Source organism: Roseisolibacter sp. H3M3-2 (assembly GCF_029211165.1).
Lineage (GTDB): Bacteria > Gemmatimonadota > Gemmatimonadetes > Gemmatimonadales > Gemmatimonadaceae > Roseisolibacter.
The window spans coordinates 1-733 of the sequence record NZ_JARGEK010000755.1 but is presented as its reverse complement, the minus strand read 5'-3'; the positions used below and the strand labels follow the sequence as shown (position 1 = coordinate 733).

1 pseudogene is annotated in these 733 nt (G+C 78.6%); it reads right to left on the bottom strand.

Annotated features, from left to right (window positions below):
• Nucleotides 1-733, bottom strand: a pseudogene (locus PYV61_RS26210) (hypothetical protein); the annotation flags it as partial.

The window sequence follows — 733 nt, the reverse complement described above, 5'->3', positions numbered from 1 at the left end:
GGGGTCGGCCGACCGCCCGCGCGCGACGTCGCCGTCGGCGCGCAGCCGCAGCAGCTCGGCCGCCGGGAGCGCGGGGCGCCCCAGCGCGCCGAGCGAGCGCACGAACGCCGGGTCGACGCCCTGGTTGGAGAGCCGCACGAGCGCGGCCACCCGTCCGAAGCGGTACCCGAGCGCGCCCATGGCGCGCAGGTACGCGAGGTCCACGCCGGTGAGCGCCACGCGCGCCAGCTCGCGCGTGGTCGGCCGCTCGTACCCCTGCGCCGCCAGCTCGTCGAGGAACGCCAGCTCGAGCCCGTGCCGCGCGAGCTCGAACTGCTGCGCGGGGGTCGGCCGGTCCATCCCGAGGCGCTCCAGCGAGTCGGCGAACGCCGACGACGGTTGGAAGACGAACCGCCCGCGCCCGCGCCCGTCGCGGAACTGCCCGACGAAGCGGAACGTCCCCGCGTCGCGCCGCATCGTGAAGCTCGCGTCGCCGCCCGACGTCAGCGCCGCCGGCGCGAGCCCGTCGAAGCGCGCGCGCTCGAGCACGAAGGTGTTCATCCCCGGGCTCCACAGCATCACATGCACGGCCGGCGCGCCGCCCCCCACCTCGTCGGCCGTCGCGGCGCGCATCGCCCACTCGCCGCCGACGTTCCGCGCGAGCCGCTCGGCGAGGGGCGTCGGCGCCGGCGGCTCCGCGATTCGCGCCTCGGGCGCACGCGTCTCGGGGGCCGGCGGCTGCGCGTCGGCCGAG